Consider the following 26,876-nt stretch of genomic DNA (forward strand, 5'->3'; position numbering starts at 1 on the left):
GCCCCACGAGGACCACCCATGAGCTCAACCCCGAGCGACGCGAAGAAGCGCCGCACCCCACCCCTGTCGGCCGCCCGCAGGGAGAACCGCGCCGGACTCGCCTTCGTCACCCCCACCTTCGTCGTGGTGCTGGTCGTGGTGATCGTGCCCATCCTGTGGACCGTCCTGCTCGCCTTCCAGAACGCCAAACTGGTCGACATCCAGAGCAACGGCCTCTTCGGCCGCTGGACCCTGGACAACTTCCGGCAGGTCTTCGGCTCGCCCGGTTTCTGGAGCAGCCTCGGCACCACCGTGGCCTACACCGTCGGCGCCACCGCCGGGTCCATCGTCCTCGGCCTCGTCGCGGCCCTCGCCCTGCGCAAGCCCTTCCGGGGGCGCGGCATCCTGCGCGCCGCGATGCTGCTGCCGTACGTCGCCCCGGTCGTCGCCGTCTCCTTCGTGTGGGAGACGGCCCTCAGCCCCCAGTACGGCATCGTCAACGAATGGGGCCGCAAGCTGTTCGGCTGGGACGACCCGATCGCGTTCCTGTCCACCCGCTCCTACGAAGTGGGCCTGTTCGGGCTGCACTTCGACATCCCGCTCGCGCTGCTCACCGTCATCGCCTTCGAGACCTGGCGCTACTTCCCGTTCGCCTTCCTCTTCATGCTCGCGCGCCTGCAGGCCGTACCGGACTCGCTGGAGGAGGCCGCACGCGTCGACGGGGCGACCCCCACCCAGCGCTTCCGGCACATCCTGCTGCCGCAACTCATGCCGGTCATCGCCCTGTTGTCCGTGCTGCGCTTCATCATGACCTTCAACAAGTTCGACGACGTCTACCTGCTGACCGGCGGCGGTTCCGGCACCGACGTCGTCGCCGTCCGCGTCTACGACTTCCTCACCTCGCGCTTCGACGTCGGCGCGGCCTCCGCGCAGGCGCTCGTGCTGGCCGTCGTGCTCATGGTCCTGCTGGGCGTCTATTTCGTGTTCTTCGGCAAGAAGGTGCAGGAGGAGTCCGCATGAGCCGCGCGTCCCGCATGACCCGTACGCAGTTCGAGGAAGGGCTCTTCGGGGTCCTGCGCTGGGTCGTGATCGCCTTCCTGGCGCTCATCACGATCGTGCCCTTCTACTACATGCTGCTGCTGTCCCTGAAGCCCATCGACTCGCTGCTGCTCAACCCCGGGCAACTGTGGGTCTCCGCGAAGGACTTCACCTTCTCGACGTACGAGAGCGTCCTGAAGCCGACCTCCGAGGGCGGGCAGGGCTTCCTGGGCATGCTGCTCAACTCGGGGCTCGTCGCGATCGGTACGGTGCTGCTGACGCTGGCCGCCGCCGTGCCCGGCGCGTACGCCGTCAGCCGGCTCAAGTTCTTCGGGCACCGCAAGGTCGGCGCGCTGTTCCTGGCCGTCTACCTCTTCCCCTCGACCCTGCTGGCCGTCCCGCTGTTCGTGATGTTCGCGAAGATGGGCCTGTCCGGCAGCCTCGTCGGCCTCGCCATCGTCTACATCGCGCAGACCGTGCCGGTGTCGATCTACATGCTGAAGAACTACTTCGTCACCATCCCGTACAGCATCGAGGAGGCCGCCGCGATCGACGGCGCCTCCCGCTTCCAGACCGTACGCAAGATCATCCTGCCGCTGGCCCTGCCCACCCTCATGGCCACCGGGCTCTACGTCTTCATGATCGCCTGGAACGAGTTCCTCTTCGCCCTCCTCTTCCTCGCCGCCGATCCCGGCAAGTGGACCGTCTCGCTGGGCCTTCAGCAGCTCGCCAACGGGATAGAGGTCTCCAAGACCGTCCTCATGGCAGGATCAGTCGTCCTCACCATCCCCGTCGTCGCCCTCTTCTTCGCCGCCGAACGGCTGCTCACCGAAGGGCTGACCGCCGGCGCGGACAAGGGGTAGGACACGGGGCCGCCTTCGGCCCGAAACATGAGCAGGGCACCCTGACCGGCAAGGCGCCGGAGCGCGGGCCCGGCCACGAGGGACAGGACGGCAGAAGGCGATGGCGGGAAACCAGGCGAGCGCCGGGCACCTGCTGCGACTCATCCGCAGCGGCACGGCCACGACACGCGGAGAGTTGCAGGAGGCCACCGGGCTGTCCCGCTCGACCGTCGGCCACCGGCTCGACCAGCTGTTCCGGGCCGGCTGGCTGCGCGGGGCCACCGGCACCTCCACCGGCGGACGCCCCTCCGCCCGGCTGGAGTTCGACACCGACCACGCCGTCGTCCTGGTCGCCGACCTGGAGACCCGGCACGGCCGCGCCGCCGTCATGGACCTCGCGGGCCGGGTGCTCGCCGAACACAGCGGAGACCTCGTCATAGCGGACGGCCCCGAAGCCGTACTGGACCACGTCGCCCGCTGGTTCGGCCCGCTCCTGGAGCGGGCGGGCACCGCACCGGAACGGGTGTGCGGCGTCGGCCTGTCCGTGCCCGGACCCGTCGACCGGGACCAGGGCCGGCTCGTCCAGCCGCCCATCATGCCCGGCTGGGACAGCTACCCGCTGCGGGAGCGCTTCCGCGAGCTGTACGCCGAGCACGTCGGCGGCCACCGCGAGAGCGGGCCGCTGCCCGTCCTCGTCGACAACGACGCCAACCTCATGGCCCTCGGCGAACAGCGCACCCACCACGCGGACTGCCGCGCCTTCGTCTTCGTCAAGGCCTCCACCGGGATCGGCGCGGGCGTCGTCATCGACGGGGAGGTGTACCGGGGCATCGACGGCGGCGCGGGCGACATCGGGCACATCCGGCTGCACGACCGGCCCGACGTCCTGTGCATGTGCGGCTCGCACGGCTGCCTCGCCGCCGTGGCCAGCGGACGCGCCATCGCCGGGCAGCTCACCGAGGCCGGGGTGCGCACCACCTCGGGCTCCGGCGTGCGCGCGCACCTCGCGGCGGGACAGCCCGAGGCCGTGGGCCTCACCCGGCACGCGGGGCGGCGCGTCGGCGAAGTGCTCGTCACCGTCGTGACCCTGCTCAACCCCGGCGTGCTCGTCCTCGGCGGCGACCTCGCCAGCACCCCGTTCCTGACCGGGGTGCGCGAACTGCTCTACCAGCGCGCCATGCCCCGCACCACCGCCCACCTCCAGGTCCTCACCTCCGACCTCGGCGACCGCGCCGGACTCGTCGGCGCCGCCTGCATGGTGGTCGACCACCTGTACGCCCCCGACCGGGCCGACGCGCGGCTCACCGCCCTCGCCTCCCGCACCGACCCGCCCGCAGCCGTTCCTCTGTGATCCACCCGCAGCCGTCCCTTTGCGAACGACCCGCACTTCTGTGATCCACCCGCAGCCGTCCCTCTGTGAACGACCCGCACTTCTGTGATCCACCCGCACCCGTCCCTTTGTGAACCACCCGCACCCCTGTGAACCACCCGGAGCGCACCATGCACGACCCCGCCACCGCCACTCCCACCGGCCCCGGCGAGAGCGCCGCCCCCGTCCGCGTCGGGCTCGTGGGCGCGGGGCCCTGGGCCCGCACCATGCACGCCCGCGTCCTGGCCGCCGGACCCGAGACCACCCTCACCTCCGTGTGGGCCCGCAGGCCCGAAGCGGCACAGGAGGTCGCGGCGGCCTACGGCGCGCAGGCCGCCGGCTCCTTCGAGGAACTGCTCGACACGTGCGAGGCGGTCGCCTTCGCCGTCCCGCCGGCCGTGCAGTCCCCCCTCGCTGTCCGGGCCGCCGCCGCCGGGCGCGCGCTCCTGCTGGAGAAGCCGCTCGGCGCCGACCTGGCCGCCGCGCGCGCCGTCGCCGAGGCGGTCGCCGAACACGGCGTCGTCTCCCAGCTCGTCCTGACCAAGCGCTACCACCCGGCGACCCGCGCCTTCCTCGCCGAAGCCGCGAACCGCGAGGTCCTCGGCGCCCGCTCCTGCTACCTGCACGGCGCCTTCCTCGGCGGCGACCAGGCCACCGCCTGGCGGCTCGAACACGGCGCCCTGCTCGACCTCGGCCCGCACCTGCTCGACCTCCTCGACGCGGCGATATCCCCGATCGTCTCGGTCCGCGCCACCGGCGACCCGCGCCGCTGGACCGAACTGACCTGCACCCACGAGAACGGCGCGATCAGCCAGGCCTCCCTGTCCGGCGCGGTCCGCCTGCCCCGCGCCCGCACCCGCGTCGAACTCCTCGGCCCGGACGAGGAGCTGGTGTACGACACGGAGGGCATCGACCACGAGGAGTGCTGGCCCGTCCTGCGCCGCGAGTTCGCGCAGGCCGTCCGCACCGGCGTCACCCGGGCCCCGGACGCCGCGCGGGGCCTGCGCATCCAGGAACTCCTGGAGCAGGCGGTACGCAGCCTGGAGGCGTGAGGGCGGTCCGCATCCGTGCGGACGGCGCTGCGACCCCCTACTAGGGTAGGGGGTCGGTTTTGGCACCGGGGTATGAAGCCAACGAGGGTGCCTGGCTCTTAACTTCTGTTCGTCGGCAACGGGCCGGCCAGAAAGTGGGGGACGGACACCATGCCTTCCAGCTCCGCGCACCGCGCCGACGACGTTCTCGCGGCTGTTTCAGGTGCCACCCGTGCACGCTCCGCGCGCCGGATCGGGTACGCCGCCGCACTGCTTCCGGCCTCGTTCGTGACGGCCGCAGCGGTGGCCGCCGGGCGTACCGACAGGGCACGCGCATGGTGGGCCCGGGCCTGCGAGCAGGACCTGACGGCGCGGACGGCCACGCGGCGCCCCGGCGCGGCGCGACTGCTGGCCCACGCGCTGATGTGCGTGCCGCTCGGGTTCCTGGCGCTGATTCCCGTGGGCGTCGAGCTCCTGTTCGTCCTCCGCGGGGTCCTCTACCCGTTGGTCGTCCAGGGCCCTTACGACCACGCGTGGGGCGGCCCGAGCCTCGGCGGCGCGTGGCTCGCGCATTTCGGCCTCTCCCTGCCGCTCGCCTTCGCCGGGCTGGGCCTCCTGTGGCTGCTGGGCCGCCTGCACCTGCGCCTGGCGGGCGGGATGTGGGGCCGCGAGGTCGGCCTCTGGCCCTTCCTCGTCCTGGCGGTGGCCTCCCTCGGAGGCATCGCGCTGGTCATCGCCTGGAGCCACCAGATATGAGGCGGGAGACCGGCCTGCCGGCGGCGGACCGCGGCGCGGGACGACCGGCCACGGCCGCGGGGCTCCTGGCTCAGTCCGGGTGAGGCACTACGGCACCGGTTCCGTTCCTGGTGAGGTGCTACGGCACCGGCTTCGCGCCCACCGCGTCCGCCTCGTCCAGCAGCCGCCGTACGTCCTCGACGGACCAGCCCGTGATCCGGGAGACGTCCACCTCCGTCGGGGCGGGCCGGTCGCGGTGGGCCCGCAGCACGGCCACCGCCTCCACCACGAGATCGTCCCGGGCCGCCGACAGGGCCTGTTCCGCCTCCGCGTACCGCTGCGCCGCGAGTTCCAGCTTCGCCGTCTTCATGGGGGAGCGGATGCCCCCGCCGCGCCGTCCCAAGCGTGGGGCGGGGTCCGGTCACCCGCGCGGTGGCGAACCGTGCCCGTGAGGGTGTTCGTCCGCCTCGTTCGGGTCATGTCAGCGGGGTGGCGGCAGGGTCCGGGTCCCGGGTGGGAACGGTGTGGGGTGTGAGGGTCCGGGCGGTCGTTCGCCGGTCCGGGCCGCCGTCGTACCACCACCCTCGGGGGAAGTCCCTTGCGTATCCAGCAGACCCGCCACCGCGCCGCCCTCCTCGGCGCCGTCACCACCGCCGTGCTCGCCCTGGCGCTCACCGCCAACAGCGGTCAGGAGACCGGCACGGGCACCGCCGACCTGGGCCGCACCACGAACGTGGCGTTCACCGGGGCCGGTCACCCGCCGGCCGAGGGCACCGGAGCCTTGGCCGGGGGCGGGCAGGCGCGGGCGGGCGGCCGGGACACGGACGCCTACGCCTACAAGCACCCGTGCGACAACCGGAAGGTGTCGGTGCGGGTGACCCGGCGGGCCGGAGCCGCCGGGCAGCGGGTGATCGCCGTCCGCAACCTCGGGGACGGCGCCTGCGGTCTGAGCCACTTCCCCCGGGTCAGCCTGGGTGACTCCCGCGCCCGCGACCACAGCAAGGACGTCCGGCCGCTGGTCCCCAGCGGTCTCGGCGGCCGGCCCGCGTACCCGGTCCGGGCCGGGCGGACCGCCTACGCCGTGATCGACCTCAACCCGGGCGGGGCGCGCACCGGCACCGTGCGCGGCATCGACGAGCTGAACGTACTGGCCGACGGCGACCACATGCCGAACGCCGACACGCGGAACTTCCCCCTCGGCACCGGGGCGAAGGTGCTCAAGCCGAAGCTCGGCCTGTACCGGAGCACGGTCGCCGAGGCGGTGCGCTCGATGCGGCTGGCGGACGCCCCTCAGCGCTGACCCGGGCCGGGCGGGGACCGGGACCGTGACCGGGCGGGACCGCGACCGGGCGGGGCCTGACCGGGTGGGGCCTGACCGGTTCCGCTGTCGCGCTCCCCTTCCGGGGCACCGGGGAGCGTGACAGCGGAACCGCGTGCAGGTGTCGGACACCTTCGGCCGGCCTCGGCGGATCAGATCGGCGTGACGTCCACCCAGTAGCGGGTGTCGTTGCCGAGGGCGGCCGGGTCCGCTTCGATCTGGTCCCGGATCCAGTACACCGCGTTGCGGTAGTTGGCGATGTCCTGCGTGCCCGGGTTCTCGATCCCGGAGGAGCCGTTGCGGTGACCGGCGAACCACGTGTCGATCCCGTAGTGCGCCTGGCTCTCGTGCAGACACGTGAGGTCGGCGCCCAGATCGGAGTTGAGCACCGCCCCGTTGTCGTACCGGCCCGCGTCCTGTCCGGAGAACCGGCCGCAACCGTCGTGCAGCATCAGCCAGTTCTGCTTGAAGATCCCGAAGTTGGCCGCGTCACCAGTCTTGTTGTCGCCGTACGCGTAGTCGGAACTCATCCGGTCGCTCTCCAGCATCGCGATCGCCAGGTCGAGCGTGCTCGCGCCGGCGCCGCGCACCTCGGACTTGCGGGCGCCGAGTCCGTCGACCGCGTACGAACCGCAGGGCAGCCCGGCGGGACAGTCCGCGGCGGCGCGGGCTCCCGGCTCGGCGGCCTGCGCGGCCGGGGCCCCGGCCAGCAGGGAGGCGAGCAGAGCGAGCGCGCCCACCGCGGGCGCGGCCAGACGCTTCCTCCGGGTCGTGTTCCGCCGGGTCGTACTCCTCCGGATCGTGTTCCTCCGGCCCCTGTTCGTACCTGCCGTGCCTGCCGTGCCTGCCGTGCCTGCCGTGCCTGTCGTGCTCGTCGTGTTCGTGCCTGTCGTGCTCGTCCGTGTCGTGGAGGTGCCCATGGGTGTGTCTCCTCGTGGGGGGTACGGAGTGAGGGGACGGTCCGGCGGTGGCTCGACCGGTCCCGGTGCCCTCAAGGCGCCGCAGTCCGGCGCTCCGTGCGGGAGTTCACCGGCCATCCTCACCCAGGTGTCTGACATGTTCGCGACATGTCGACCCTTTCTTCACGACCCTTCTCCATGGCGGAAAGGACCGGAGGGGCGGCGGTGCGCCGCCCCTCCGGTCCTTTCGCTGTGCACGGCCGCGCGGCCCGGCGGTCACCGGGTGTCCGGACCGGGTCGGCGTCCGCCCGCTCAGTCGGTGCCCGCCTCCATGGCGACGCGGTCGAGCACCTCGTCCTCCTCGGAGACCTCGCCGCGCGAGGCGATGACGTCGGCGCCGCCGCGCGGCATCGCGCCGATCAGTCCGGTCGAGGCGGCCTGCGCGGCGCCGGTCAGCGCGTTGGGGGAGGAGCCGACCATGCCGAGGCCCGCGTACTGCTCCAGCTTCGCGCGGGAGTCGGCGATGTCCAGGTTGCGCATCGTGAGCTGGCCGATGCGGTCGACCGGGCCGAAGGCCGAGTCCTCGGTGCGCTCCATCGACAGCTTGTCCGGGTGGTAGCTGAAGGCCGGCCCCGTCGTGTCCAGGATCGAGTAGTCCTCCCCGCGCCGCAGCCGCAGCGTCACCTCGCCGGTCACGGCCGTACCCACCCAGCGCTGGATCGACTCGCGCACCATGAGCGCCTGCGGGTCCAGCCAGCGGCCCTCGTACATCAGACGGCCGAGTCGACGGCCCTCGTTGTGGTACGTCGCGAGGGTGTCCTCGTTGTGGATCGCGTTGACCAGCCGCTCGTACGCCGCGTGCAGCAGCGCCATGCCGGGTGCCTCGTAGATGCCCCGGCTCTTCGCCTCGATGATGCGGTTCTCGATCTGGTCGGACATGCCCAGGCCGTGCCGGCCGCCGACCGCGTTGGCCTCGGTCACCAGGTCGACGGCCGAGGCGAAGCGCTTCCCGTTGATCGTCACCGGGCGGCCCTGCTCGAAGCCGACCGTGACGTCCTCGGGCAGGATCTCCACCGAGGGGTCCCAGAAGCGGACGCCCATGATCGGGTCCACCGACTCGATCCCGGTGTTCAGGTGCTCCAGGGTCTTCGCCTCGTGCGTCGCGCCCCAGATGTTGGCGTCGGTCGAGTACGCCTTCTCCGTGCTGTCGCGGTAGGGCAGCCCGTGGTCGAGCAGCCACTCCGACATCTCCTTGCGGCCGCCCAGCTCGGACACGAAGTCCGCGTCCAGCCACGGCTTGTAGATGTGCAGCGCGGGGTTGGCGAGCAGCCCGTAGCGGTAGAACCGCTCGATGTCGTTGCCCTTGAAGGTCGAACCGTCGCCCCAGATCTGGACGTCGTCCTCCAGCATGGCCCGCACCAGCAGGGTCCCGGTGACGGCCCGGCCCAGCGGCGTGGTGTTGAAGTACGGGCGGCCGCCGGAACGGATGTGGAAGGCGCCGCAGGTCAGCGCCGCGAGCCCCTCCTCCACCAGCGCCTCGCGACAGTCCACCAGGCGCGCGATCTCGGCGCCGTAGGCCGAGGCGCGGCCGGGCACCGAGGCGATGTCGGGCTCGTCGTACTGGCCGATGTCGGCGGTGTAGGTGCACGGGACGGCACCCTTGTCGCGCATCCACGCGACCGCGACCGAGGTGTCGAGTCCGCCCGAGAAGGCGATGCCGACGCGCTGACCGATGGGCAGGGAGGTGAGGACCTTAGACATAGCAAGAGTATGCGTCATTCCGCATTGTCATGCAAAACAGGAGGGGAGTCGCAGGTCACGGGGCCGGGACGCCTTTGGGCCCCTTTGGCGTGGCCGCTGGCGCGGATGCTTCTCGCTCGCTCGCCTCCGGGGGTCACGCTCGCCTCCGGGGGTCACGCTCGGCCCCGGGGGTCACGCTCGGCCCCGGGTGCCGCGCTCGGCCGCGACGTCCGAGGTGCCGCGACGTCCGGGGTGCCGCGACGTCCGGGGTGCCGCGACGTCCGGGCCGCTCCCCGTTCCGCGCGTCCTCGATCCGCACATCCGCGTTCAGTGCGTCCTCGACCGCGTCCCTGCGTTCCGCGTCCTCGCGTCCTCGCGTCCTCGCGTCCCCGTTCCGCGCGTCCTCGATCCGCACATCCGCGTTCAGTGCGTCCTCGACCGCGTCCCCGCGTCCCCGCCGTCCCCCGCGTCCCCCCGCGTCCCCCCGCGTCCCCGCCGTCCCCGCTCTGCGCTCCCCGTTCTCCGCGTTCTCTGCGCCCCCCGCGTCTCGTTTCGCGCCCTCTCTTCCTCGCGCTCCGCTCCCCTTTATGGCTCCCGCGCGCGCTTGTACTCCATGCATCGATGTAAATACAAGCGGGCGTACTGGTTGAACTCCGGAAACGGACCGGCCTACGTTCGCCAGCAAGCGCTTTCTTCGCGCGCTGTGATATCTGAGCCGGTCAACCGTCCTGATGAGGTGTTCCCCACGTCCACGCCCAGCAAGATGCAGCAGACGCAGCGGAAAGTGAAGGTCGCGGTCGTCGGGACCGGTGGGATCGCCCGGGGGGCCCATCTGCCGGCCCTGCGCGCGCTCGCCGGGGAGGGGGAGGTGACCCTCGTCGCCGCCGTGGACGTCGACGCCGCCTCGGCCCGGTCCTTCTGCGAGGAGGCGGACCTCGGTCCCGCCCGCCCCTACACCGAACTCGCACAGATGCTGGCCGAAGCCGCTCCCGACCTCGTGGTCGTCTGCACCCCGCCGACCCTGCACCGTGAGCAGACGGAGGCCGCCCTGCGTGCCGGGGCCTGGGTGTGGTGCGAGAAGCCGCCGTGCCCGAGCCTCGCCGACTTCGACGCGATCGAGCGGGCCGAGCGGGAGTCGGGGGCCTACGCGGCCATCGTCTTCCAGCACCGTTTCGGCTCCGGCGCCCGTCATGTGCGCGGGCTCCTGGAGACGGGCGCGGTGGGGCGTCCGCTGGTCGCGCACTGCCAGACCACCTGGTACCGCGACACCGCGTACTACGCCGTGCCCTGGCGCGGTCGCTGGGACACCGAGGGCGGCGGGCCCGCGATGGGCCACGGCATCCATCAGATGGACCTGCTGCTCGACCTGCTCGGCCCCTGGGAGGAGGTCCGCGCGATGGCCGGCCGGCTCGTGCACGACGTCGAGACCGAGGACGTGTCCACCGCCCTCGTCCGGTTCGAGAGCGGCGCCCTGGCCACCGTCGTCAACAGCGTCCTGAGCCCCGACGAGGTGAGCCGCATCCGGCTCGACTGCGCGCGCGCCACCGTCGAGCTGAGCCACCTCTACGGCTACCGCAACGCCGACTGGCGGCTCACCCCCGCACCCGGAGTGAGCGAGGAGGAGGCCGCCGCCTGGCGGGACTTCGGCGCCGACGTGCCCAGCTCCCACCTCGCGCAACTGCGGGACCTGATCGCGTCCCTGCGCTCCGGGCAGCGGCCCCGCAGCAGTGGCGCCGACGGCCGCAAGACCCTCGAACTCATCGCCGCGCTCTACAAGTCGGCCTTCACCGGGGCGCCCGTGCGCGCCGGTGAGATCGGCCCCGGCGACCCCTACTACGCGGCCCTGCACGGCGGGGCCCCCGGCTGGGCGCCCGCCCCGGCCACCACCGGCACGACTGCCACCACCGGCACCCCCGCCACCACCACCGACACCGCGACCCAGGAGGCCACCCGGTGAGCCCCGCACTGCGCACCACCCACCACCACGGCGACCGCGTGACCGTCTCGGTGGAGGGCAGCGACGTCGAACTGCTCTCCTACGTCTACCGGCCCGAAGCGGCCTGGGAGGCGCCGAAGCCCTACCTGCACCCGATCCGTACGCTGTCCGGCGCCGTCGTCACCGACTACCGGCCCAACGACCACCGCTGGCACAAGGGCCTGCAGATGACCGCCTCGCACCTGTCGGGGCAGAACCTGTGGGGCGGCAACACCTACGTCCACGGCGAGGGGTACCTCGAACTCCCCGAGCGGGTCGGCTCCATGGCCCACCTCGGCTTCGACGAGCTGACCGCCGGCGAGGACCGCGTGACCCTGCGGGAGCGGCTGACCTGGCACCCGCACGACGGCGAACTGTGGGCCGAGGAGACCCGGAGCGTCGAGGTGCACGACGTCGAGGGCCCCGGCACCGCCCCCGGCACCACCTCCGCCTCCGGCACCACCTCCGCCTCCGGCACCACCTCCGGTTCCGGCTCCTGGGCGCTGACCTGGTCCACGTCCGTCACCAACCGCCGTACCGAGCCGCTGCGGTTCGGCAGCCCCACCACGCACGGCCGCGAGATGGCCGGGTACACCGGGCTGTTCTGGCGCGGGCCGCGCGGCTTCCGGGGCGGCACCGTGCTCACCGACCGGGACGAGGGCCCCGAGGTCATGGGCCGGCAGGCGCCCTGGCTGGCGTTCAGCGCCGAGCACGACCAGGTCGACGGGCACGCCACCCTCGTCTTCGCGCACGCCCCGGAGAACGACCACGCGGGCACCGCCGGTCAGCACCCCGCGCACTGGTTCGTGCGCAACGACCCCTTCGCCGCCGTCGCCCCCTCCTTCGCCTTCCACGAGGAACTCGAACTCGCCCCCGGCGAAAGCCTCACGCGCCGCTACCGCGTGGTCGTCGCCGACGGCCGCTGGGACCGCGAGCGGATCTCCGCCTACCTCAAGGACCACCCGTGGTGACCCCCGCCCCCGGCCCGCAGGCACCGGCCCGGGCGCGCTTCGACGGGCCGCCCGGGGCGGTCGCCGTGTCCCACCTGAGCGTCTACGACTGGCCCGCCGCCGACGGACTGTGCGGCGGCACCCCGCACCTCCACCTCACCTGCACCGAGGGCTACGTGGTGACCGGCGGCAGCGGCGCCGTGCAGACCCTCACCACCTCCGGGTTCACCAGCACCCCGCTCACGCCCGGCGCCCTGGTGTGGTTCTCGCCCGGCACCATCCACCGTCTCGTCAACGACGGCGGCCTGCGGATCTCCGTCCTGATGCAGAACAGCGGGCTTCCCGAGGCCGGGGACGCCGTCCTGACGCTCCCGCCCCGTTTCCTCACCGACCGCGCCACCTACGAGGCGGCCGTGGCGCTGCCCCCGCCCACCGAGGAGGACGCCTGCGCCGAGGCCGCGCGCGCCCGCCGCGACCTCGCGCTGGAGGGCTTCGCCGCGCTGCGCACCGCCTCCGAGTCCGGCGACCCCGGACCGCTCGCCGCCTTCCACCGCTCGGCCGCCGCCCTCGTACAGCCCCTCCTGGACGACTGGGAGCAGCGCTGGCACGCCGGGGCCGAGGCCGCCGCCGCGGCCACCGGCGAGCAGATCGCGCGGCTGCGCGCCGGGGACTCCTCGCACCTGGCCGAGGCCCGCGTCACCGCCCGCCACACCGACCCCGTCCGCCGGTTCGGGATGTGCGGACGCCTCGACGTCTACGACAACGGCCGGCCGGATCTCCGCCCGGCACCGGAGGACTGATCCCGATGCCCCACCGCAGTCGACAACGGCGTTGGCTGTCCCTGGCCCTGGCGGCCGCCACCACGACGGTGGCGGCCCTGGCCACGGGCTGCGCGAGCGGCACCGGTGACGGAGGGGGCGGTGTCACCCTCACCTTCGCGTGGTGGGGCAACGACGCGCGCGCCGACCTCACCACCCAGGCCGTGAGGCTCTTCGAGAAGAAGCACCCGGGCGTCACCGTGCGCACCTCCTCGATGGGCTACGGCGGATACGTCCAGAAGCTCGCGACGCAGGCGGCCGGGAACAACCTCCCCGACGTCTTCCAGCTCGACTACCGCCAGCTCGCGCAGTACGCCCGCAGCGACCGCCTGAAACCCCTCGACCCGTACCTGCGCGAAGGGACCGTGCGTACGAAGGAGTTCGACCCGACGCTGCTGCACACCGGCCGGTACGGGAACACCCAGTACGCCCTCCCCATGGGCGAGGGCACCACCGGAGTCCCGTACGACGCGAAGCTGTTCGCGAAGGCCCACGTGCCCACCCCCGAGCCCGGCTGGACCTGGCAGGACTGGGCCGACGCGGCCCGGAAGATCAGCGCCCTGCACCTCAAGGGGCCCGGCGGCGCCGACATACGCGGCACCTCCGACGTCGCGGGCAACGAGGACATGTTCGAGGAGTGGCTGCGCAGCCGGGGCAAGAAGCTCTACGCCTCCGAGAAGAAGCTCGGCTTCACCGCGAAGGACCTCGCCACCTTCTGGACCTTCACCAGCGGCCTGCGCCGCGAGGGCGCCGCCGCCCGCGCCAAGGACACCGCCCAGGCCACCGGCCCGCTCGAACAGACCCCGATGGGCCGGGGCCTCGCGGCCATGGACTTCAGCTGGGACGCGCCCTGGCTCGGGTTCCCGGCCATCCTCGGCGACAGCGTCCACATCGCGCCCGTCCCCACCACCAAGGGCCGGCCCGGTCAGTACCTCAAACCCAGCATGCTCGTGAGCGTCGCCCGCAACAGCGCCCACCCCCAAGTGGCCGCCCAGCTCGTCGACTTCCTCCTCAACGACCCCGAGGTGGGCAAGTTGTGGGGCTTCGACCGTTCCACGCCGCCCAACCGGAGGACGGCCGCCGCCGCGGGCGCCGCGGCGACCGGGCCGCAGAAGGAGATCTACGAGTTCCAGCGCAGGATCCGCGCCTACGGCGTCAAGGCGCCACCCCCGGCGCCCGCCCCCGCCGACGTGAGCCTCCTCAACGCGCTGGGGCGCCAGTACCAGCGCGTGGCCTTCGAGGAACAGACACCGGCCGAGGCGGCCCGCGATCTCGTCGCGGAAATGGAACGGGAGCTGCGCTCATGACGCTCACCGACACCCAGCCGGCCCCGCCGCACACCGGCACCGCGAGCGCCCCCACCCGCAAGCCGCGCCGCGAACGGCAGGGCGCCGCCTACGTGTTCCTCACCCCGTGGATGATCGGCGTCCTCGCGCTGACGCTGCTGCCCATGGCCGTCTCGCTGTACCTGTCCTTCACCGACTACTCGATGTTCGACGCCCCGAAGTGGATCGGGCTGCGCAACTACAGCGACATGTTCCTCCACGACCCGCGCTACTGGCGATCGGTGCTCACCACCCTCCAGTACGTCGTGATCGCGGTGCCCCTCAAACTCCTCGCGGCCCTCGCGGTGGCCCTGCTGCTCAAGAACATCCGTACCGGCAAAGGCTTCTACCGCTCGGCCTTCTACGCGCCCTCGCTGCTGGGCGCGAGCATGTCGATCGCCCTCGTGTGGCGCGCGCTGTACAACGACGGCGGCACCGTCGACGAGGTGCTGTCCACCTTCGGCATCCACCTCGGCGGCTGGATCAGCAACCCCGACCTGACCGTGCTGGTCGTCGCGCTGCTCAGCGTCTGGCAGTTCGGCGCCCCGATGGTCATCTTCCTCGCGGGCCTCCAGCAGATCCCGCCGGAGCTGTACGAGTCGGCCTCCCTCGACGGGGCGAGCAGATGGCGGCAGTTCGTGTCGCTCACCGTGCCGATGCTCTCGCCGGTCATCTTCTTCAACCTGGTCCTGGAGATGATCCAGTCCTTCCAGGTCTTCACCCCCGCCTTCGCCGTCAGCAGCGGCACCGGCGGCCCCGCCGACTCGACCAACTTCTACACCCTCTACCTCTACGAACGCGGCTTCACCGCGAGCCACATGGGCTACGCCTCCGCGATGGCCTGGGTGCTGCTGCTGGCCATCGGCCTGGTGACCCTCGTGCTGTTCAAGACGTCCAAGGCGTGGGTCTTCTACGCCGGTGAGGAGTCCTGATGTCCGCCACCACGCAGGACCTGGCCGGCGCGCGGGACCTCGCCGGCGCACGAGGCCCCTCCGGCCGCCCGGACCCCGGCCCCGGCGGGCGGCGCGCGCCCTGCGCCGTACGGCGCTTCGCCCCGCACCTGGCGATCGTCGTGGTGCTCCTGGTGCTGCTCTACCCGCTGGTGTGGCTGCTGGCGACCTCGCTCAAACCCGCCGACGAGGTGCTCACGAGCCTCAAACTGCTCCCGTCCCACCTGGCCTGGTCCAACTTCACCACCGCGTTCGACGGCATCAGCGGTGCCTCCATCGGCCGGCTGATGGCCAACTCGCTGATCATCTCGCTGGGTTGCGTGCTCGGGAACGTCCTGTCCTGCTCGCTGACCGCCTACGCCTTCGCCCGGCTGCGGTTCCGGATGCGGGGCCCGATGTTCGGCTTCATGATCGCCACGATGATGCTCCCGCACCACGCGGTGCTCATCCCGCAGTACATCATCTTCAACAAACTCGGCATGGTGGACTCGTACTGGCCGCTGATCCTGCCGAAGTTCCTCGCCACGGAGGCCTTCTTCGTCTTCCTCATCGTGCAGTTCATGCGGGGACTGCCCAAGGAGATGGAGGAGGCCGCGCGGATCGACGGCTGCGGGCCCTTCCGCGTCTTCTGGCTCGTCGTCCTCCCGCTGACCCGGCCCGCGCTCATCACCACGGCCATCTTCACCTTCATCTGGTCCTGGAACGACTTCTTCACCCAGCTCATCTACCTGTTCGACCCGTCCAAGTACACGATCACGCTCGCGCTGAGCACCTTCGTCGACCAGTCCAGCCAGTCCGCCTACGGGCCGATGTTCGCGATGTCGGTCCTGTCCGTCCTGCCGATCCTGCTGTTCTTCCTCGCCTTCCAGCGCTACCTCGTGCAGGGCATGGCGACCTCGGGGCTCAAGGGATGAGGCGGGCCACGGCGACCCCGTACCGGCGCGAGGCGGGAGAGCTCTTCGGGCCGCGCATGACCCTGTTCTCCGAACTGCTCGCCGTGGGTGTGTGCTGCCTGCTCGCCTCCCTGCCGCTCGTCACCGCGCCCACCGCCTTCGCCGCCGCGTGCCGCCTCCTGCGCGAGGCCGCCGAGGACGGGCCCTCGGCCACGGTGCCCCGCTACGTCCAGGCCCTGCGCGCCCACGGGACGGGCCGCACCCTGCGCGCGGGCGGCGCGCTGCTCCTGACCGGAGCGCTCCTGGTGGCCGATCTCCTGGTGACCCGTACCGGCTCCGCGGGCGCCGGGACCGCGCTGCCGGGCGCCGCCCTCCTGGGCCCCGCCCTGCTCGTCCTCGCCGCGCTCGCGCTGCTCGTCGCCGAACGCGCCGCCGCCGACCAGGACGTTCCGCGCGAGGGCTGGCGCCGCGCCTTCGCCCGAGCCGCGCACCGCACCCGGCGCGATCCCTCGGGCACCCTCCTGCTCGCCGTCGCGACCGTCCTGGTGGTCCTGTTCGTGTGGGTGCTCCCGCCCCTGCTGCTGCTCGCCCCGGGCCCGCTCGCCTTCGCGGTGACGGCGGTGGAGCGACGGGCCGGGCTCCTGGACTGACAGCGACAGACACCGAGAGCAACGCCCGCCAGCGAAGCGGGACTTCGGGCCGGTCGGCGCAGGACGCCGGCCGGCCCTTTCGGTTGCGCTGGCCCCTTCGGTTGTGCCGGCCTTTTCGGGTGTGCCGGTCCCATCGGTGTACCGGCCCCGCCCTCGGGGTGGCGCGACCGGCAGGTCTCACCGGCGCGCGGCGGCGTCCCTGCGCAGGTTGACGCAGATCCGCGCGCAGATGCCGGCCCAGGCCAGGGACACCACGGCCAGCCAGAGAGTGCCGGACGTCGGCCATCCGTCGACCAGCGCCACCACGAACCCGGCGGTCCCGCCCACGGCGAGGACCACCGCCACCGCCAGCGCGAACCAGGCCAGCCGCCGTGTCGTGACGCTCATCGGATATCTGCCCATGACCGTCGGCTACCCCCGCGAGCCCCGATGACCCGCCGGGGGGACGGCCCGGGTCCGCCGCAGAACCAGCCCGGCAGTCGTCCCCCGTCCCACATATCTGCCACACACCGGCCATCCCCGGCCGAAACCTCCCTCGCCCCAAAGCGGTCCAGATCACACCCCTTCGCCCATTGACGCCCGTCTTCCAAACCGGTTTAGTAAACGCCGGTCGATCGTTTAAACCGGTTTAGAAACTGGCTGGAAACGTTCGGTCTCCCCTCGACCGGTCCACCGGCGGTACTACAGAGAGCGGAAGGCGCCATGGCTCGCAGGCCCACCATCGCCGACGTCGCACAGCGTGCGGGCGTCTCGCGCAGCTCCGTCTCCTTCGCCCTGAACGACCGGCCCGGGATCGCCGAGGAGACCAAGGAACGCGTCCTCGCGGTCGCGGCGGAGATGGGCTGGACCCCGAGCCGCCCCGCGCGCGCCCTGTCCCTCGGCAAGTCAGGGGCCTTCGGTCTCGTCCTCGCCCGCGAACCCGACCTGATCGGCGCCGACCTGTTCTTCCCCGCCTTCATCGCGGGCGTCGAGGTGGCCCTCGGCGAGCGCGGCGACGGGCTCATGGTGCACCTGACCACCCCCGGGCGGGAGCAGTCGGTGTACGAACGGCTGGCCGCCGACCGGCGGGTGGACGGCGTGCTCCTCACCGACCTGCGCCACGAGGACCCGCGCCCCGCCCTCGTCCACCGGCTCGGCCTCCCGGCCGTCGTCGTCGGGCAGAGCGAGTGGAGCGACGGGCTCAGCTCGGTGAGCCTCGACGACCGGCCCGCCTACGTCGACGCCGTACGCCGCCTCGCCGAGCTCGGGCACCGCCGTATCGCGCACGTCGAGGGCCCCCAGGAGTTCCGCCACGCGCACCGGCGCCGCTCGGCCTGGGAGGAGACGCTGCACGCGCTCGGCCTGCCCGAGGGGCCCGTGCTGCCCGGCGGTTTCACGGCGGAGGGCGGCGCGCGGGCCACCCGCGAACTGCTGTCGCTGGCGCAGCCGCCCACCGCGATCGTCTACGGGAACGACCTGGCCGCGACGGCCGGTCTCTCCGTGGCCCAGGAACTGGGCGTCCCGGTACCGGAACGCCTCTCGGTGGTCGGTTACGACGACACCCCCCTCACCCGCTACACCCACCCGCCGCTGTCCTCCGCCCGCGCCGACGCGCGCGGCTGGGGGGAGGCGGCGGCCCGCGCCCTGGACCGGGTGCTCGCGGGGGAGGAGGTGGCGCACGTCGTGCTGCCGCCCGCCGAGTTCGTCCCCCGCGCCTCGATAGGCCCGGCACCCCGTGCCTGACAACCGGGTTCCCGGCCCTACGGGGCGCGGCAAGGAATTCCCGTCCGGCGACGACGCCGGACGTGCACAGTTCGGAGAGTTTTCATGCTGAGGAGAACGGCGTACTCGCTGCTCGTGCTGGCCATCGCGGGCGCCGCGACCGCCTGCGGCCGCTCGGCGCCGGACCAGGAGAGCGCCGCGCAGTCGCGCGGTCCCATCTCGATCTGGCTGTCGAACAACCCCCAGGAAGTGGCGTGGGGCAAGAACATGATCGCCGCCTGGAACAAGAGCCACCCCGGCCAGCACGTCACGGCGCAGCAGATCCCGGCGGGCAAGACCTCCGAGGAGGCCATCAGCGCCTCGATCATCGCGGGCACCAGCGCCTGCCTGGTCTTCAACACCGCGCCCGCCTCGGTGCCGACCTTCCAGAAGCAGAACGGCCTCGTGCCGCTCAGTGACTTCCCGGACGCCGACGCGTACATCGAGAAGCGCGGCGGCGCGCTGACCGACCAGTACAAGTCGCAGGACGGGAAGTTCTACCAGATGCCCTGGAAGAGCGACCCGGTGATGATCCTCTACAACAAGAAGATCTTCAAGAAGGCCGGGCTCGACCCCGAGCACCCGCAGCTCGCGACCTACGACCAGTTCCTGAAGACCTCCCGCACCCTGGTGCACAGCGGTGCCGCCAAGGCCGCGCTCTGGCCCGCGCCCAGCAGCGAGTTCTTCCAGTCCTGGAACGACTTCTACCCCGCCTTCGCCGCGCAGAGCGGCGGCAAGCAGCTCATCGAGGACGGCAAGCCGCAGTTCGACTCGCCGGCCGGCCGCCAGGCCGCCGCGTTCTGGCGCAAGCTGTACTCCGAGAAGCTCGCCCCGCAGGAGATGTACCCCGGTGACGCCGTGAACGACGGGAAGGCCGCGATGGCCACCGTCGGCCCGTGGGCGGTCTCCACCTACAAGGACAACATCGACATCGGCGTCGCCCCGGTGCCGACCGCCGAAGGGAAGTCGCCGCAGGACACCTACTCCTTCAGCGACGAGAAGTCCGCCGCGATGTTCAGCGCCTGCAAGAACCGGGCCACCGCCTGGGACCTGCTGAAGTTCGCCACCTCCACCCAGCAGGACGGGAAGTTCCTCGACGCCACCGGGCAGATGCCGATGCGCGAGAACCTGACCACCCGCTACCCGCAGTTCTTCGCGGACAAGCCCGTCTACAAGCCGTTCGCCCAGCAGGCCGAGCACGTCGTCGAGGTGCCCAACGTGCCGGGCTCCATCGACATCTGGCAGGCCTTCCGCGACGAGTGGACCAAGTCCGTCGTCTTCGGCGACGAGTCCACGGACACCGGGCTGCGCAAGGCCTCCGACAAGATCACCGACCTGCTCGACGAGTACGGGGACCCGTCATGACGAACCTCCGTCCCACCCCCGCCACCGCCACCGCCGGGGAGGCCGCGCCCCGCAAGGGCGCCACCACCCGCCACGGCAAGACCCGCTCCCGGGTCGGCGCGCTCTTCGTGACGCCGTACGTGCTGTTCCTGCTCGTGGTGTTCGCGGTCCCGCTGGGCTACACGCTGTGGATCTCCGTCCACCGCTTCTACTTCACCGCCCCCGGCACGCACGTCGACTCGCCGTGGGTGGGGCTGTCCAACTACCGGGACGTGTTCACCGACCCGGTCGTGGGCCGCGCCTTCCTCAACATCGCGATCTTCCTCGTGATCAACGTGCCGCTCACGGTGATCCTGTCGCTCGTGCTGGCCTCGGCGCTCAACGCGAAGATCCGCTTCCGCGCCTTCTTCCGCGCCGCCTACTACCTGCCGTACATCACGGCGAGCGTCGCGCTGGTCGCCGTGTGGCAGTTCCTGTTCGGCTCGGACGGCCTCGTCAACGACATCCTCGGCTCGCACGCCCCGGACCCGTCGTGGCTGGTCAACTCGCACCTCGCGATGCCGATGATCGCCTTCTTCGTCACGTGGAAGCAGCTCGGCTTCTTCGTGATGCTCTACCTCGCCGCGCTCCAGAACGTCGGCAACGAGCTGTACGAGGCGGCCTCCGTCGACGGGGCGGGCAAGGTGCGGCAGTTCTTCTCGGTGACCGTGCCCGGGGTGCGGCCCGCGACCACCCTCGTCGTGATCTACGCGATCATCACCGGCGCCAACCTGTTCAGCGAGCCCTACCTGCTGACCGGCGGCGGCGGACCCGACCACGCCTCCACCTCGCCCGTCCTGCTCATGTACCAGAAGGGCATCGAGCAGGGGCACCCCGACTTCGCCGCCGCGCTGGGCGTGGTCCTCGTGGCCTTCGTCCTCGTCATCTCGCTGGCCGCCCGCAAGCTCACCGAGAGGGGCAACTGACATGAGCGCCGCCACCCCGACACAGGACGCCCCGGCCCCCGGCCCCTCCGAGGGCGGGCGCCGCCGCTGGGGAACCGCCGTCAAGTACACCGTGCTCTCGCTCGGCGCGGTCGCCTTCCTCTTCCCCTTCTACTACATGATCGTCGGCTCGCTGCGGAAGACGACGACGGGCGACCTGTCCTCCGCCGTGCCCAAGGGGCTGACCGGCAACAGCTACACGGCCGTCAACGGCGCGATCTCGCTGGGCCGCTCGCTGCTCAACTCCGGGATCATGACGATCGGCGTCCTGCTGTGCACCCTCGTCTTCGGGGTGCTCGCCGGATACGCGCTCGCCCAGCTGAACTTCCGCGGCCGGGGCACCGTGTTCGCCTCGCTGCTGCTCGTGCAGATGGTGCCCTTCCAGCTGCTGACCCTGCCGCTGTACATCCTGGTCGTACGCGACTACGGGCTCGGCGACAACTACATCGGGATGATCCTGCCCTTCGCGATCAACTCGACGGCCGTCTTCCTGTTCCGGCAGTTCTTCCTCCAGATGCCCCAGTCCCTGTTCGAGGCGGCCCGTCTCGACGGAGCGGGCGAACTGCGCATCCTGTGGAAGATCGCCCTGCCGATGGCCCGGCCCGCCGTGCTCTCCGCGATGCTGCTGACCTTCATCGGCCCGTGGAACGAGTTCCTGTGGCCCTTCCTGGTCACCAAGAACGCCGACATGCAGCCGCTGGCCGTGTCCCTCGCGAGCTTCCTGTCCAACCTCCAGGGCTCGGTCGCCAACCCGACCGGCGCCCTGCTGGCCGGCGCCTGCGTGCTGGCCGCCCCCGCAGTGGCCCTGTTCCTGCTGTTCCAGCGCCACTTCACCTCGACCGACATCGACTCCGGAGTAAAGGGCTGATTCCCCCCATGAGCACCACCAGCGCCGCCTCGCGCATCCCCTACCGCCTGGTACGCAAGGGCCTGATCATGTCCCCGCTGCCCGGCGAGGCCAACGAGGCCGAGGGAGTCCTCAACCCCGCCTCCGGCCGCACCCCGGACGGCCGCCTGCACCTCCTGCCGCGCCTGGTCGCCGAGGGCAACGTCTCCCGCGTCGGCCTCGCCGAGGTCACCTTCACCGACGGAGTGCCCAGCGGAGTCGAGCGGCGCGGAGTCGTCCTCTCGCCCGACGAGGGCTGGGAGCGCGGAAAGAACAACGCGGGCGTCGAGGACCCGCGCGTCACCTGGGTCCCCTCGCTCGGCAAGCACGTCATGTCGTACGTCGCCTTCGGCCCGCTCGGCCCCAAGCCGGCCCTCGCCGTGTCCGAGAACCTGACGGACTGGACCCGCCTGGGGCCCGTCCAGTTCGCCTACCAGCCCGGCCTGGACATCGACCTCAACCTGTTCCCGAACAAGGACGTCGTCCACTTCCCCGAGCCCGTGCCCGGCCCGGACGGCGAACCCGCCTACGCGATGCTGCACCGCCCGATGTGGGACCTGTCCTGGTTCCGCCCGGGTGAGGGCGTCCACCTGCCCGCCGGCGTCACCGACGAACGGCCCGGCATCTGGATCTCCTACGTGCCCGTCGCCGAGGTCGAGGCCGACATCCGCGCCCTCGCCCGCCCGCGCGACCACCGGCTCGTCGCGCTGTCCGAGCACCCCTGGGAGGAGCTGAAGATCGGCGGCGGCCCCGCCCCGATCCGCGTCCCCGAGGGCTGGCTGCTCATCCACCACGGCGTGTCCGGCCACATCGAGGACCCCTTCGCGCAGAACCAGACCGTGTCCTACGCGGCCGGCGCGATGATCCTCGACCCCGCCGACCCCGCCACGGTCCTCGCCCGCTCCGACCAGCCGCTCATGGCGCCCGAGACCGAGGAGGAGCGCGCCGGGACCGTCCCCAACGTGGTCTTCCCGACCGCGATCGAGGAGATCGACGGAGAGCTGTACGTGTTCTACGGCATGGCCGACGCGCACATCGGCGTGGCCCTCCTGGAGCGCACGGCATGAGCCCCACGACGGCCCCGCTCGGCCTCGGACTGGTCGGCTGCGGCGGCTTCGGGGCGTACGTCCTGGACGCCGTGGCCGGCCTGCCCGGGCTGCGCCCCGTAGCCGTGGCCGACCCCGACCCCGTACGGGCGAAGGCGCTCGGCGAACGGCACGGCGTCCCCGCCCTCGGCTCCCTGGAGGAGCTGCTGGAGCGCCCGGACGTGGCGGCCGTCGCCATCGCCACCCCGCCCGCCGCGCACGCCGCGATGGCCACGGCCGCGCTGCGGGCCGGGCGGCACGTGTTCTGCGAGAAGCCGCTCGCCACCACGGCGCGGGACGCCCGCGCCGTGGCCGAGGAGGCCGCCCGCGCCGGACGGGCCCTCGTCGTCGACCACGTGCTGCGCTACAACCCGCTGCTGCGCGCCGTGGAACGGCTCACCGCACGCGGACTGCTCGCCCCGCCGCGCCGCTTCCTGTTCGAGAACGACGCCTCCGACCAGGACCTCGGCCCCGGCCACTGGTTCTGGGACCGCGCGCACAGCGGCGGCATCTTCGTCGAGCACGGGGTGCACTTCTTCGACGCGGCCCGCGCCCTGCTCGGCACCGACCCGCTCAGCGTGCGCGCCACCGCCGTACGCCGCCCCGGCGGACCCGTCGACATGGTCAGCGCCGACGTCCTCCACCCGGGCGGCGTCCTCGCCTCCCACCTGCACTCCTTCACCCACGCCCACCGCTGCGAACGCCAGCTCACGCGCCTGGACCACGGCTTCGCCGAGACCCGGATCGAGGGCTGGATCCCGGTGCGCGCCGAGATCTCCGCCTGGACCGACGAGGACGGCGCCAGGGACTGGGAGCACCTGCCCGCGCAGGCCGCCGCCCTGCTGCACGTCGACGGCTTCCGGCCGCACGGCGGCGAACGCGTCACCGTCACCGTCGAACGCGACGCGGGCAGCCAGGCCCCCGCACGCGGACGCGGAGAGGTACGCGTCGTACCGCACCACGTGCGCGCCGTACTCGACCTCGGCGGCGAGGCACGCAAACCCCACGTCTACAGCGAGAGCGTCCGCGCCGCCGTCGCCGACCTGGTCCGCGTCGCCCGCGACGGCTCCACCCCGGTCGCCGACGCCCTCTCCGGGCTGAGCGCCGTGGCCGTCGCCGAGGCCGCCACGCTCGCCGCCGACACCGGCACCGAACAACCCGTGCCCGCCCCGTACTTCCAGGAGCCCTCATGAGCTGGTGGCAGGACACCGTCTGCTACGAGTTGTACCCGCGCGCCTTCGCCGACTCCGACGGCGACGGCATCGGCGACCTCGCCGGGGCGACCGCGCGCCTGGGCCACATCGCGGAACTGGGCGCCGACGCCGTGTGGATCACGCCGTTCTACCCCTCGCCGCTCGCCGACGGCGGCTACGACATCGCCGACTACACCGGCGTCGCGGCCGACCTCGGCACCCGCGAGGACTTCGACCGGCTCACCGCCCGCGCCCACGACCTGGGCCTCAAGCTCATCGTCGACCTCGTGCCCAACCACACCTCCGACCAGCACCCCTGGTTCCAGGAGGCGCTCACGGCGGGACCCGGCTCCGCCGCGCGCGCACGCTACCTGTTCCGCCCCGGGCGCGGGGCCACCGGCGAACTCCCGCCCAACGACTGGCAGTCGGCCTTCGGCGGACCCGCCTGGACCCGCACCGCCGACGGCGAGTGGTACTGCCACCTGCACGCCCCCGAGCAGCCCGACCTCAACTGGCGCGACCCGCACGTGCGTTCCGCCTTCGCCGACATCCTGCGGTACTGGCTGGACCGGGGCGTGGACGGCTTCCGCGTCGACGTCGCGCACGCCCTGTTCAAGGCCGAGGGCCTGCCCGACGCCGGCCCCGGGCAGCACCAGGACCCGCTGCGCAACCACCTCATGCCGTACTACGACCAGGAGGAACTGCACCCGCTCTACCGCGAGTGGCGCGCCCTCCTGGACACCCACCCGGCGCCGCCCGGAGCGGTGCCCCCGCAGGACCGGCTCATGGTCGCCGAGTCCGCCGTGTTCGACCCCGCCCGGCTCGCCCGCTACATCCGGCCCGGCGAGATGCACCAGGCCTTCAACTTCGCCTTCCTGGAAGCCGCCTGGGAGCCCGTGGAGCTGCGCCGCGTCATCGACGCCTCGCTCTCCGCGCCCGGCGGCGGCTCCGTCACCTGGCTGCTCTCCAGCCACGACGCGGTCCGCCCCGTGACCCGCCTCGGCTCCGCCCGACGCGCCCGCGCCGCCGCCCTGCTCATGCTCGCGCTGCCCGGCTCCGCCTACCTCTACCAGGGCGAGGAACTCGGCCTCCCGCAGGCCCACGTCCCCGACGACCGCATCCGCGACCCCCTGTGGGAACGCTCCGGCCACACCGACCGGGGCAGGGACGGCTCCCGCGTACCGCTGCCCTGGTCCGGCGACCGCGCCCCCTACGGCTTCACCACGGCCGCCCCCGAACGCACCTGGCTGCCGCAACCCGAGGGCTGGGGGCCGTACACCGCCTTCGCCCAGGCACAGGACCCGGACTCCACGCTCACCCTGTACCGCGAGGCCCTGCGCCTGCGCCACGCCCACCCCGCGCCGGACCCGACGGCGGCGCCCCACTGGTACTCGGCGCCCGGCGACCCGCACCTCGCCTTCCGGCGCGGCGCGCTGGTCTGCGTCGTCAACCTCGGCGACCAGCCGCTGACCTGGGCGGAACTCGGCGTACCCGGCCGCCCGGTACTGGCCAGCGGCCCGCTCGACGGGGACACCCTGCCGCCCGACACCGCGCTGTGGCTCCTCGACACCCCCGATCCGCAGTCCCCCGAAGGAGACCGCCATGGCCACGCCCACTGACCCCGCCTCGCGACGCACCGACCTGTCCGGGCTCGTCAAGGCGTACGACGTGCGCGGCCTCGTCCCCGAGCAGTGGGACGAGTCGACGGCCGAACTGTTCGGCGCCGCCTTCGTCCAGGTCACCGGGGCGCGCTCCCTCGTGACCGGGCACGACATGCGCGCCTCCTCGCCGGGCCTGGCCCGCGCCTTCGCGCGCGGCGCCCTCGCACAGGGCGCGGACGTCACCGAGACGGGACTGTGCTCCACGGACCAGCTCTACTACGCCTCCGGCTCCCTCGACCTGCCCGGCGCGATGTTCACCGCCTCGCACAACCCCGCCCGCTACAACGGCATCAAGCTGTGCCGCGCGGGCGCCGCCCCGGTCGGCCAGGACAGCGGCCTGGCCGAGATCCGGGCCCTCGTGGAGCGCTGGAGCGACGCGGGCGCCCCCGCCCCGGCCGCCACCCCCGGCACGCTCAGCTCCCGCGACACCCTCCAGGACTACGCGGACCACCTGCGCACGCTCGTGGACCTGAGGGCGTCGCGTCCGCTCAAGGTCGTCGTGGACGCGGGCAACGGCATGGGCGGCCACACCGTGCCGACGGTCCTCGCGGGCCTGCCCCTCGACGTCGTCCCCGTGTACTTCGAGCTCGACGGCAGCTTCCCCAACCACGAGGCCAATCCACTGGACCCGGCCAACATCGTGGACCTCCAGGCCCGCGTCCGCGCCGAACAGGCCGATCTCGGGCTCGCGTTCGACGGGGACGCCGACCGCTGCTTCGTCGTCGACGAACGCGGCGAACCCGTCTCCCCGTCCGCCATCACCGCCCTCGTCGCCTCCCGCGAACTCGCCCGCAGGCCCGGCGCCACCGTCCTGCACAACCTGATCACCTCCCGCACCGTGCCCGAGGTGATCCGCGAGGCGGGCGGCACCCCGGTGCGCACCCGCGTCGGCCACTCCTTCATCAAGGCCGAAATGGCGCGCACCGGCGCCGTGTTCGGCGGCGAGCACTCCGCGCACTACTACTTCGCGGACTTCTGGAACGCCGACACCGGCATGCTCGCCGCCCTGCACGTCCTCGCCGCACTCGGCGAACAGGACGGCCCGCTGTCGGCCCTCACCCGCCGTTTCGAGCGCTACGCCGCCTCCGGCGAGATCAACTCCACCGTCCAGGACCCGGCCGAACGCCTCGCCGCCGTCCGCGCGGCCTGGAGCGGACGCCCCGGCGTCACCCTCGACACCCTCGACGGCCTCACCGTGAACGGCCCCGACTGGTGGTTCAACCTCCGCCCCTCCAACACCGAACCCCTGCTGCGCCTCAACACCGAGGCCCGGGACCCGCACACCATGCGGGAGCTGCGCGACGAGGTGCTGGCGCTGGTGCGGTCCTGACGCGGGAGACGGAACGGAGGCCGACGCACCCCGTGCCTCGCCGAAGGTGACGACGAACGCGTCGAGGGGCAGGGTCTTCGACGGCCCGGGGGACAGCGAGCTGTTCCCCGGGGCAGCGCGGGGGTTGGGCGCAGGCCGGACG

At 72.5% G+C, this 26,876-nt stretch carries 25 protein-coding genes; 21 read left to right on the top strand and 4 right to left on the bottom strand.

The window, feature by feature from the left end:
- Positions 1 to 18 precede the first annotated feature (18 nt).
- The 5 genes from AB0J21_RS07385 to AB0J21_RS07405 all read left to right on the top strand — a co-directional run bounded on the left by AB0J21_RS07385 (position 19) and on the right by AB0J21_RS07405 (position 5,015).
- Complete coding sequence (locus AB0J21_RS07385) at positions 19 to 999, top strand: sugar ABC transporter permease (RefSeq protein ID WP_363144877.1); 981 nt, start codon at positions 19 to 21, stop codon at positions 997 to 999.
- On the top strand, positions 996 to 1,880 hold the full coding sequence (locus AB0J21_RS07390; RefSeq protein WP_363144878.1) for a carbohydrate ABC transporter permease: 885 nt from the start codon (positions 996 to 998) through the stop codon (positions 1,878 to 1,880). The genes AB0J21_RS07385 and AB0J21_RS07390 overlap by 4 nt, the downstream gene beginning before the upstream one ends.
- 100 nt (positions 1,881 to 1,980) lie before the next feature.
- The gene (locus AB0J21_RS07395; protein ID WP_363144879.1) at positions 1,981 to 3,210 is read left to right on the top strand and encodes an ROK family transcriptional regulator; all 1,230 of its coding nucleotides are present in this window, start codon (positions 1,981 to 1,983) and stop codon (positions 3,208 to 3,210) included.
- Positions 3,211 to 3,359: 149 nt separating this feature from the next.
- Positions 3,360 to 4,280: a Gfo/Idh/MocA family oxidoreductase gene (locus tag AB0J21_RS07400; protein WP_363144880.1), complete on the top strand. Its 921-nt coding sequence runs from the start codon at positions 3,360 to 3,362 to the stop codon at positions 4,278 to 4,280.
- Between the two features lie 150 nt (positions 4,281 to 4,430).
- On the top strand, positions 4,431 to 5,015 hold the full coding sequence (locus tag AB0J21_RS07405) for a hypothetical protein (protein WP_363144881.1): 585 nt from the start codon (positions 4,431 to 4,433) through the stop codon (positions 5,013 to 5,015).
- Between the two features lie 118 nt (positions 5,016 to 5,133).
- Here the strand turns inward: AB0J21_RS07405 and AB0J21_RS07410 are convergent, their stop codons facing one another.
- Entirely contained in the window at positions 5,134 to 5,364 is a 231-nt protein-coding gene (locus AB0J21_RS07410) for a hypothetical protein (protein ID WP_363144882.1), read from the bottom strand.
- A 228-nt stretch (positions 5,365 to 5,592) separates the two neighbouring features.
- On the opposite strand from AB0J21_RS07410, the gene AB0J21_RS07415 reads away from it, so the two are divergent.
- Positions 5,593 to 6,294 (top strand): DUF4232 domain-containing protein, encoded by a 702-nt coding sequence (locus tag AB0J21_RS07415; protein ID WP_363144883.1) that lies wholly within the window; start codon positions 5,593 to 5,595, stop codon positions 6,292 to 6,294.
- Positions 6,295 to 6,464: 170 nt separating this feature from the next.
- On the opposite strand, the gene AB0J21_RS07420 is transcribed toward AB0J21_RS07415, so the two are convergent.
- Positions 6,465 to 7,052 carry a hypothetical protein gene (locus AB0J21_RS07420; protein WP_363144884.1) on the bottom strand — a complete coding sequence of 196 codons (588 nt, stop codon included), beginning with the start codon at positions 7,050 to 7,052 and terminating at the stop codon, positions 6,465 to 6,467.
- Between the two features lie 471 nt (positions 7,053 to 7,523).
- Complete coding sequence (gene argG / locus AB0J21_RS07425) at positions 7,524 to 8,972, bottom strand: argininosuccinate synthase (RefSeq protein WP_363144885.1); 1,449 nt, start codon at positions 8,970 to 8,972, stop codon at positions 7,524 to 7,526.
- Positions 8,973 to 9,714: 742 nt separating this feature from the next.
- Between argG and AB0J21_RS07430 the strand changes: the two genes are divergently transcribed.
- Genes AB0J21_RS07430 through AB0J21_RS07460 form a run of 7 tightly spaced genes read left to right on the top strand, consistent with a single transcriptional unit; the run spans position 9,715 to position 16,512 of the window.
- Positions 9,715 to 10,908: a Gfo/Idh/MocA family oxidoreductase gene (locus AB0J21_RS07430; RefSeq protein ID WP_363144886.1), complete on the top strand. Its 1,194-nt coding sequence runs from the start codon at positions 9,715 to 9,717 to the stop codon at positions 10,906 to 10,908.
- The gene (locus AB0J21_RS07435; protein ID WP_363144887.1) at positions 10,905 to 11,897 is read left to right on the top strand and encodes a PmoA family protein; all 993 of its coding nucleotides are present in this window, start codon (positions 10,905 to 10,907) and stop codon (positions 11,895 to 11,897) included. Before AB0J21_RS07430 ends, AB0J21_RS07435 begins: the two co-directional genes overlap by 4 nt.
- Positions 11,891 to 12,676, top strand: coding sequence for a cupin (locus AB0J21_RS07440; protein ID WP_363144888.1), 786 nt, complete (start codon positions 11,891 to 11,893; stop codon positions 12,674 to 12,676). Before AB0J21_RS07435 ends, AB0J21_RS07440 begins: the two co-directional genes overlap by 7 nt.
- A gap of 5 nt (positions 12,677 to 12,681) precedes the next feature.
- On the top strand, positions 12,682 to 14,001 hold the full coding sequence (locus tag AB0J21_RS07445) for an extracellular solute-binding protein (protein ID WP_363144889.1): 1,320 nt from the start codon (positions 12,682 to 12,684) through the stop codon (positions 13,999 to 14,001).
- Entirely contained in the window at positions 13,998 to 14,951 is a 954-nt protein-coding gene (locus AB0J21_RS07450) for a sugar ABC transporter permease (RefSeq protein WP_363144890.1), read from the top strand. Before AB0J21_RS07445 ends, AB0J21_RS07450 begins: the two co-directional genes overlap by 4 nt.
- On the top strand, positions 14,951 to 15,883 hold the full coding sequence (locus AB0J21_RS07455; protein WP_363144891.1) for a carbohydrate ABC transporter permease: 933 nt from the start codon (positions 14,951 to 14,953) through the stop codon (positions 15,881 to 15,883). The genes AB0J21_RS07450 and AB0J21_RS07455 overlap by 1 nt, the downstream gene beginning before the upstream one ends.
- Complete coding sequence (locus tag AB0J21_RS07460; RefSeq protein ID WP_363144892.1) at positions 15,880 to 16,512, top strand: hypothetical protein; 633 nt, start codon at positions 15,880 to 15,882, stop codon at positions 16,510 to 16,512. The genes AB0J21_RS07455 and AB0J21_RS07460 overlap by 4 nt, the downstream gene beginning before the upstream one ends.
- Before the next feature lie 177 nt (positions 16,513 to 16,689).
- On the opposite strand, the gene AB0J21_RS07465 is transcribed toward AB0J21_RS07460, so the two are convergent.
- Positions 16,690 to 16,899, bottom strand: a complete 210-nt coding sequence (locus AB0J21_RS07465; RefSeq protein ID WP_363144893.1) for a hypothetical protein — start codon at positions 16,897 to 16,899, stop codon at positions 16,690 to 16,692.
- Positions 16,900 to 17,214: 315 nt separating this feature from the next.
- On the opposite strand from AB0J21_RS07465, the gene AB0J21_RS07470 reads away from it, so the two are divergent.
- The 8 genes from AB0J21_RS07470 (at position 17,215) to AB0J21_RS07505 (ending at position 26,734) form a co-directional block, all read left to right on the top strand.
- On the top strand, positions 17,215 to 18,234 hold the full coding sequence (locus tag AB0J21_RS07470) for a LacI family DNA-binding transcriptional regulator (RefSeq protein ID WP_363144894.1): 1,020 nt from the start codon (positions 17,215 to 17,217) through the stop codon (positions 18,232 to 18,234).
- Between the two features lie 84 nt (positions 18,235 to 18,318).
- Complete coding sequence (locus tag AB0J21_RS07475; RefSeq protein WP_363144895.1) at positions 18,319 to 19,617, top strand: extracellular solute-binding protein; 1,299 nt, start codon at positions 18,319 to 18,321, stop codon at positions 19,615 to 19,617.
- Positions 19,614 to 20,561, top strand: a complete 948-nt coding sequence (locus AB0J21_RS07480) for a sugar ABC transporter permease (RefSeq protein ID WP_363144896.1) — start codon at positions 19,614 to 19,616, stop codon at positions 20,559 to 20,561. The genes AB0J21_RS07475 and AB0J21_RS07480 overlap by 4 nt, the downstream gene beginning before the upstream one ends.
- 1 nt (position 20,562) lies before the next feature.
- Positions 20,563 to 21,447 (top strand): carbohydrate ABC transporter permease, encoded by an 885-nt coding sequence (locus tag AB0J21_RS07485; protein ID WP_363144897.1) that lies wholly within the window; start codon positions 20,563 to 20,565, stop codon positions 21,445 to 21,447.
- Between the two features lie 8 nt (positions 21,448 to 21,455).
- A complete protein-coding gene (locus AB0J21_RS07490) occupies positions 21,456 to 22,532 on the top strand; it encodes a glycosidase (RefSeq protein WP_363144898.1) in 1,077 nt (358 codons plus the stop codon).
- Complete coding sequence (locus AB0J21_RS07495; RefSeq protein WP_363144899.1) at positions 22,529 to 23,743, top strand: Gfo/Idh/MocA family oxidoreductase; 1,215 nt, start codon at positions 22,529 to 22,531, stop codon at positions 23,741 to 23,743. Before AB0J21_RS07490 ends, AB0J21_RS07495 begins: the two co-directional genes overlap by 4 nt.
- Positions 23,740 to 25,362 carry a glycoside hydrolase family 13 protein gene (locus AB0J21_RS07500; protein ID WP_363144900.1) on the top strand — a complete coding sequence of 541 codons (1,623 nt, stop codon included), beginning with the start codon at positions 23,740 to 23,742 and terminating at the stop codon, positions 25,360 to 25,362. The genes AB0J21_RS07495 and AB0J21_RS07500 overlap by 4 nt, the downstream gene beginning before the upstream one ends.
- Entirely contained in the window at positions 25,346 to 26,734 is a 1,389-nt protein-coding gene (locus AB0J21_RS07505; RefSeq protein ID WP_363144901.1) for a phosphomannomutase/phosphoglucomutase, read from the top strand. The genes AB0J21_RS07500 and AB0J21_RS07505 overlap by 17 nt, the downstream gene beginning before the upstream one ends.
- The last annotated feature ends 142 nt before the right edge of the window (positions 26,735 to 26,876 follow it).

Origin of the sequence: Streptomyces sp. NPDC049954 (assembly GCF_040656295.1) — a bacterium.
GTDB lineage: Bacteria > Actinomycetota > Actinomycetes > Streptomycetales > Streptomycetaceae > Streptomyces.

What these genes read in the sequence shown, in the direction of transcription:
- AB0J21_RS07385 (WP_363144877.1), top strand. Translation starts at nt 19, where the DNA reads ATGAGCTCAACCCCGAGCGACGCGAAGAAGCGCCGCACCCCACCCCTG.
- AB0J21_RS07390 (WP_363144878.1), top strand. Translation starts at nt 996, where the DNA reads ATGAGCCGCGCGTCCCGCATGACCCGTACGCAGTTCGAGGAAGGGCTC.
- AB0J21_RS07395 (WP_363144879.1), top strand. Translation starts at nt 1,981, where the DNA reads ATGGCGGGAAACCAGGCGAGCGCCGGGCACCTGCTGCGACTCATCCGC.
- AB0J21_RS07400 (WP_363144880.1), top strand. Translation starts at nt 3,360, where the DNA reads ATGCACGACCCCGCCACCGCCACTCCCACCGGCCCCGGCGAGAGCGCC.
- AB0J21_RS07405 (WP_363144881.1), top strand. Translation starts at nt 4,431, where the DNA reads ATGCCTTCCAGCTCCGCGCACCGCGCCGACGACGTTCTCGCGGCTGTT.
- AB0J21_RS07410 (WP_363144882.1), bottom strand. Translation starts at nt 5,364, where the DNA reads ATGAAGACGGCGAAGCTGGAACTCGCGGCGCAGCGGTACGCGGAGGCG.
- argG (WP_363144885.1), bottom strand. Translation starts at nt 8,972, where the DNA reads ATGTCTAAGGTCCTCACCTCCCTGCCCATCGGTCAGCGCGTCGGCATC.
- AB0J21_RS07430 (WP_363144886.1), top strand. Translation starts at nt 9,715, where the DNA reads ATGCAGCAGACGCAGCGGAAAGTGAAGGTCGCGGTCGTCGGGACCGGT.
- AB0J21_RS07445 (WP_363144889.1), top strand. Translation starts at nt 12,682, where the DNA reads ATGCCCCACCGCAGTCGACAACGGCGTTGGCTGTCCCTGGCCCTGGCG.
- AB0J21_RS07450 (WP_363144890.1), top strand. Translation starts at nt 13,998, where the DNA reads ATGACGCTCACCGACACCCAGCCGGCCCCGCCGCACACCGGCACCGCG.
- AB0J21_RS07455 (WP_363144891.1), top strand. Translation starts at nt 14,951, where the DNA reads ATGTCCGCCACCACGCAGGACCTGGCCGGCGCGCGGGACCTCGCCGGC.
- AB0J21_RS07460 (WP_363144892.1), top strand. Translation starts at nt 15,880, where the DNA reads ATGAGGCGGGCCACGGCGACCCCGTACCGGCGCGAGGCGGGAGAGCTC.
- AB0J21_RS07465 (WP_363144893.1), bottom strand. Translation starts at nt 16,899, where the DNA reads ATGAGCGTCACGACACGGCGGCTGGCCTGGTTCGCGCTGGCGGTGGCG.
- AB0J21_RS07470 (WP_363144894.1), top strand. Translation starts at nt 17,215, where the DNA reads ATGGCTCGCAGGCCCACCATCGCCGACGTCGCACAGCGTGCGGGCGTC.
- AB0J21_RS07475 (WP_363144895.1), top strand. Translation starts at nt 18,319, where the DNA reads ATGCTGAGGAGAACGGCGTACTCGCTGCTCGTGCTGGCCATCGCGGGC.
- AB0J21_RS07480 (WP_363144896.1), top strand. Translation starts at nt 19,614, where the DNA reads ATGACGAACCTCCGTCCCACCCCCGCCACCGCCACCGCCGGGGAGGCC.
- AB0J21_RS07485 (WP_363144897.1), top strand. Translation starts at nt 20,563, where the DNA reads ATGAGCGCCGCCACCCCGACACAGGACGCCCCGGCCCCCGGCCCCTCC.
- AB0J21_RS07490 (WP_363144898.1), top strand. Translation starts at nt 21,456, where the DNA reads ATGAGCACCACCAGCGCCGCCTCGCGCATCCCCTACCGCCTGGTACGC.
- AB0J21_RS07495 (WP_363144899.1), top strand. Translation starts at nt 22,529, where the DNA reads ATGAGCCCCACGACGGCCCCGCTCGGCCTCGGACTGGTCGGCTGCGGC.
- AB0J21_RS07500 (WP_363144900.1), top strand. Translation starts at nt 23,740, where the DNA reads ATGAGCTGGTGGCAGGACACCGTCTGCTACGAGTTGTACCCGCGCGCC.
- AB0J21_RS07505 (WP_363144901.1), top strand. Translation starts at nt 25,346, where the DNA reads ATGGCCACGCCCACTGACCCCGCCTCGCGACGCACCGACCTGTCCGGG.